Origin of the sequence: Methyloglobulus sp. (assembly GCF_046714055.1) — a bacterium.
Taxonomy (GTDB): Bacteria; Pseudomonadota; Gammaproteobacteria; order Methylococcales; family Methylomonadaceae; genus Methyloglobulus.
The window spans coordinates 1-4,730 of record NZ_JBKKBJ010000019.1; the positions used below are offsets into that span (position 1 = coordinate 1).

Here is a 4,730-nt window from a genome sequence, read left to right on the forward strand (position 1 = left end):
GAGTTGTTGTGACCACCCTAGTTCGTCTATTGGAATCATGCTTGCTACAAACCCTATATTTATTTATGGGGTTATAGTTTATTTCTCAAGTAAAATGTGATCAAGAGACAGGCATGTTGCCCCGTCCGGCACAGAGAAGAGATACTAGACACTCTTACTTGATGCTGCTATCGATGATCCGCCGCCATTAGCTATATTGCTGGCGGACGTAAAGAATCTCCACAGGGAAAAATGGGATTGGGCGCTTCCAGACAAGCTACTGCGTGAATCCTATGCAAGTCACAATTTAGATTTAATAGAGGCTATAAATTGGATTAAAGAAATATCGGTCAATAACCGGTAACTAATAGCCATTTAAAGCGGCGAAAGATAAAAAAATAGAAAAATAACAGTATTTTCATCATATTGAACTCGAAATTTTTAATTACCATCAATTGCAATGTGACCTTTGTAGGGTGGGCAAAAAGCGTTGCCCACCCAAACTGTCGGTTACGGGCATTTACATCTGGCTTAAAAAACGCCGGGCGGCGAAGCCTAAGTGGAAAGTTTTGGTTCGACTTTAGGTGTTTTTAGAATATGACAATGGTATCGCTAAAGTAACAATTTCGGGTACGGAGGTTAGGTTGGGAGCGCTTCGGTACAATTACGAGAGTGGCTAATGTTTGCTTGGGGCGGCTTACCTATTTTTCGAACTTTATCGATCATGTTTCAGCAAGATAAAGCTCTACTGTGGCCGTTGTCCAGGTGGCAACCCCTGCGCCCAGGAAATCCTTGTCTTCCGTCCAGACGGGGCAGTCGAGCAGGAGCGCTACGGCTACAGTAGGCCAGTCGTTCACGTCACGGGAAGCAATGCGCGCTTTTGCCCTGCTCTCCACCTCAATCAAGAGGTCATCAGCAATGATTTGAACGGTATCCAATACCCCGTCAAATACCGGACGCCAAATTTCTTCGCTCAAGTTGCGCTTTGGTGCCAGTTCTGTCGCAAGATAAAACTCAGCTTCATCAACATTCGCCTCTGCCATGTAGAACGCAACGGAATCGCAGTAATGCTCGATCAAATGTCTAACGCGATACCCCAAAACAGCGCGAATGAGTATATTAGCATCAATGACCAGTCGTTTATGTTGCATGTGACCGATGCTGCCGCCATTGTCTAAATTCTTCCAACAGATCGTCCTCTTTGAGACCCAAGCGGATTAACTCATCATCCATGCGCTTTCCTGCTTCCAGGAGCGCCTCACGTTGTGCTTGTCCTGGTTGTTTGGGGATAGGAATAAAGAACCCGATGGTTTGTCCGTGTCGTGTTACTTCAATGGTTTCGCTTGCTTCGAGGAACAAGGAGAACTTTTCGCGTAGTTCCCGTACGCCGATGCGTTGAGTCATATTAGCCTCCACTTAATGAACACAATTGTGTACACATTATAGCAGGCAAATTAACACCCCGGTAAATGGTGGGTACGATTCGGTAAAAAATTAAATGTGCTGTGGGTTTGCAGTGGGTCGGAAATTACAAATATTATGAAATTTTAAACGGCTGCTTTGCAGAGATTATTTACATAATACAGCTGGACTTAGCTTCTAACTTCCTTAGCGACGTTTTATTCAGAAACTCTATTACGACCTCCTAATGAATGCCAATTTTGATGGCAGTTATCACCCCAAAAAGCTGAATTTGTTAATGGGATGTTACCCCAGCGTTACCCCAGGCAATAAAAAAGCCCTTCGATTGCTCGTAATGGCTTGATTTTCATGGAGCTGGTGATAGGAATCGAACCCACGACCGGCTGATTACAAATCAGCTGCTCTACCAACTGAGCTACACCAGCTTAGCTGTGGATTATACACAAAAATTTTATTTGCCTAGTTTTTTAAGCCCTAAACACAGGGCAATCGCATTAAACCCTTAGGTACCGAACACTACTTGTTCTCGGAAGTCATCACTCAAAACCGCCTTAAAACGGTTCTGCTTAAGACTACGATTGGGGGAAACTTTCTCAAACTTGTGAGGCTCAGGTGGTGAGACTTGTCTAAAATTGCGGGGGCATTGCCTATTCGAATACGACAATCGTCTTCCCGCATAACAACATCCGCCAATGTGGCCAGTTTTTGTACGTACCGTACGGGTAAAAAGTTTGGTGTCATCAGCAATGGAGTTGATACCCACAGGGCACAAGTGAAATAGCGCTGTTCAAGGCTGTTCTATCCTGCGACTATGCACTCCTGCTCTGCCATGCCAATGCTAAACAATCCTTTCCAGCGCTCGAGATGTGGCAGGGGGTGCTAATAATGTCTTCGCAAATCCAGTAGCGTCGAATCTTGAGTCGTCCATATTCTTTATCGATTTCTTCGACGTAGTCATGCTTGATGTGCTTGAAGTTGCCTCTTCGTGCAAGCGTGAAATAATCGGTTACCGCTCCGTGCAATAAAGGCTGATTGTCTTTGAGTCTCAGCGCATTCACCTTTCTGGCCGACGATTTGCCCGGCTATGGCTGTCTGGCAGCCCATGGCATCAATAATGACGATGCAGCCTTTCAAATCAAGTAATCCCAGTAACTTGGGGGTGGCGGTGACGTGTGCCTTATGTTAGAAATTGTATCGTTCAATTGGCACCGCTTTTGGGCAACCACGAGGTTTGCCCCTACATAACTGCAGCGTGATATTAGTGTTAAGTGGCGCTTATTGGCAACATGCCCCATCCGGCATTGGCATTCAGATCCAAACAAAGACGGCATCAGAAGATGCCGTCTTTATAGTTTTCAATGCCAAAATATGAATCAATACCCAAGCAAAGAAAATTCAACCAGCTTATTCAGTTACCACGCTGATTTTCTTAGGTTTGACGGCTTCCTGTTTGGGAATCACAATATCCAGTACGCCATTTCTGGATTTTGCACTGATCGCAGCGCTATCGGCGGTATCAGGCAAGCTAAAACGGCGATAGAATGAACCATAGATACGTTCAACCCGCTTATAGTTGTCTTTTTCAGTTTTGGCTTCGGTGTTTTTTTCGCCTTTAATCGTCAAAACGCCGTTTTCCATACTGACATCAATATCTTCTGGATTTACGCCGGGTATATCGGCATGAATCAAAAAGCGGCCTTCCTCTTCCTTGATATCCACAGCGGGTGCCCACTCTGCTGTAGCAATGCGGCCACTGCCTTCGTCGCCTTCACGAAAGCGGTCAAGCTCGCGTTGCAATTGGGTTAAAACATTAAAAGGTTCGTAACGTGTAATAGCCATAAAGTCTCCTCGGATGGTGTCATCCAAACAAATAATGAATATAAGCAACGACTGTCGTTGCAAACATATATTGGGATGATTTTATTTTTTTCAAGGTGTGAAATTACTTAAGAAGGGGACAATATTTCTTAACATGAAGTAGAGGGACACTCCGTTTTTGGCGAATCCCTCCCGCATACAATGTTGGAATCAGCCTTATGTTCTTGGGAACCTAAGTGCCTTGTTTTGCTACAGAGCGGGCATTTTCTATGATGACTTTCTGCGCTAACTCTTGAACTTGCTCTTGTAAAGCCCGGTCAGCAAGTTTATTGCTTAGGTCATGTAAAACTAAACCTAGTGCGACTTGATTAACCGGCAGGTGACCCCAGTTAGGATCCTCCCATCCGTGCTTGAAGAGCCAAAGCAAAATGGGATTTGTGACGGATGCAATGGGTAGCTTAGCAATTAAATCAGTCATTTGTAATCTCCTTAGAATGGTTGTGGATTGTATATAATCAGAATCTATTGCTGTGATCTGTAAGGCAATAGCAATGTTAACTGGCTTGGAGTAGGTGGGAGATTTAATCCCAATGCCCAAGTTGAGGGCAATGTCAGGCTATTAAAAACCAAGGATAAAGCCGAAACATTCAAGCCATCCCCAGTTTATGGATTCTAAAGCCTGATGCCAGTGAAGTAATTCACAAGAAAGATGTGAAATATTTCACAGCTAAGTTGCTTGAACCTAAAAAAATCAGTTAGATAGATAGTTACGCGCATTCGTAGGGTCAATCTCTTGTGGTTGCCCAGACAGGCACAAGGGTTGCCCCTAAAATGTTCTTCGTAGGGTTCAAAGATAGCGGTAGCGTCAAAGCATTCAGGAGGGGGTTTGCAACCAATGCCGTTAAGTTAAGCCGATGCCGTGGCTTTGGGTCGGGTCTGGACTTGGGTCGTGGTGCGGAATGGCCTGGCAGCTTCCGTTCCAGGGTTTTCTTGATGAGGGTGAGAATGCTGGGCACGTCGTCCGGGGACGCACACTCGAGCGGCCAACCGAACAGGCGGAGCTTGGCGAACGCATAGGTCAGATTAGGTTGGTGGCGGGCGGTTTTTTCGTTTGGCAGGGTTTAGTGTGTGCCGGGCAGTCCAATGCTTCGGCAAGATTGGCGGTGAAAATTTTGGCGTGGAAGTCCTGGCGGATGGCTTCGGGCTTAAACATAATGGCATTGGGTAAATACCCCACCCAGCACAGGAGGTTTGTTTTGGTTGCCGCTGTTATTTTGAGTTCAGCCATCTCAACACCCCTGCTCCTGCCATTCGACCACTGGCAAAGCAGGCGGTAAGCAAATAGCCCCCGGTTGGCGCTTCCCAGTCCAGCATTTCACCTGCGCAAAATATCCCAGGAAGGGCACGCAGCATCAAATGTCCGTCAATAGCATCAAAACTAACGCCGCCAGCGCTACTGATGGCTTCGGCAATGGGCCTGGTCGCCACCAGCCTGACGGGTAGTGCTTTTA

7 protein-coding genes and 1 tRNA gene are annotated in these 4,730 nt (G+C 46.0%); all 8 read right to left on the reverse strand.

The genetic code is table 11. The features are described 5' to 3' along the window. Window positions 1-701: 701 nt before the first annotated feature. Window positions 702-1,130 carry a PIN domain-containing protein gene (locus tag ACLQ6D_RS01065; RefSeq protein WP_411725395.1) on the reverse strand — a complete coding sequence of 143 codons (429 nt, stop codon included), beginning with the start codon at window positions 1,128-1,130 and terminating at the stop codon, window positions 702-704. Then, window positions 1,120-1,383 carry a type II toxin-antitoxin system Phd/YefM family antitoxin gene (locus tag ACLQ6D_RS01070; protein ID WP_411725396.1) on the reverse strand — a complete coding sequence of 88 codons (264 nt, stop codon included), beginning with the start codon at window positions 1,381-1,383 and terminating at the stop codon, window positions 1,120-1,122. Before ACLQ6D_RS01070 ends, ACLQ6D_RS01065 begins: the two co-directional genes overlap by 11 nt. A 367-nt stretch (window positions 1,384-1,750) precedes the next feature. Beyond that, window positions 1,751-1,826: transfer RNA gene (locus tag ACLQ6D_RS01075), tRNA-Thr, on the reverse strand. A 384-nt stretch (window positions 1,827-2,210) separates the two neighbouring features. Then, entirely contained in the window at window positions 2,211-2,459 is a 249-nt protein-coding gene (locus tag ACLQ6D_RS01080; RefSeq protein ID WP_411725397.1) for a hypothetical protein, read from the reverse strand. A 346-nt stretch (window positions 2,460-2,805) separates the two neighbouring features. Further along, on the reverse strand, window positions 2,806-3,240 hold the full coding sequence (locus ACLQ6D_RS01085) for an Hsp20/alpha crystallin family protein (RefSeq protein ID WP_411725398.1): 435 nt from the start codon (window positions 3,238-3,240) through the stop codon (window positions 2,806-2,808). Between the two features lie 211 nt (window positions 3,241-3,451). Further along, on the reverse strand, window positions 3,452-3,697 hold the full coding sequence (locus ACLQ6D_RS01090; protein WP_411725399.1) for a hypothetical protein: 246 nt from the start codon (window positions 3,695-3,697) through the stop codon (window positions 3,452-3,454). A 600-nt stretch (window positions 3,698-4,297) separates the two neighbouring features. After that, window positions 4,298-4,507, reverse strand: a complete 210-nt coding sequence (locus tag ACLQ6D_RS01095; RefSeq protein WP_411725400.1) for a hypothetical protein — start codon at window positions 4,505-4,507, stop codon at window positions 4,298-4,300. After that, window positions 4,489-4,730 (reverse strand): NAD(P)/FAD-dependent oxidoreductase (locus ACLQ6D_RS01100; RefSeq protein WP_411725401.1); only part of this gene is annotated, 242 nt, incomplete at its 5' end. The genes ACLQ6D_RS01095 and ACLQ6D_RS01100, both read right to left, overlap by 19 nt.

Excerpts from the sequence above, each read along its gene's own strand:
- ACLQ6D_RS01085 (WP_411725398.1), bottom strand. The coding sequence starts at position 3,240 with ATGGCTATTACACGTTACGAACCTTTTAATGTTTTAACCCAATTGCAA.
- ACLQ6D_RS01065 (WP_411725395.1), bottom strand. The coding sequence starts at position 1,130 with ATGCAACATAAACGACTGGTCATTGATGCTAATATACTCATTCGCGCT.
- ACLQ6D_RS01070 (WP_411725396.1), bottom strand. The coding sequence starts at position 1,383 with ATGACTCAACGCATCGGCGTACGGGAACTACGCGAAAAGTTCTCCTTG.
- ACLQ6D_RS01090 (WP_411725399.1), bottom strand. The coding sequence starts at position 3,697 with ATGACTGATTTAATTGCTAAGCTACCCATTGCATCCGTCACAAATCCC.
- ACLQ6D_RS01095 (WP_411725400.1), bottom strand. The coding sequence starts at position 4,507 with ATGGCTGAACTCAAAATAACAGCGGCAACCAAAACAAACCTCCTGTGC.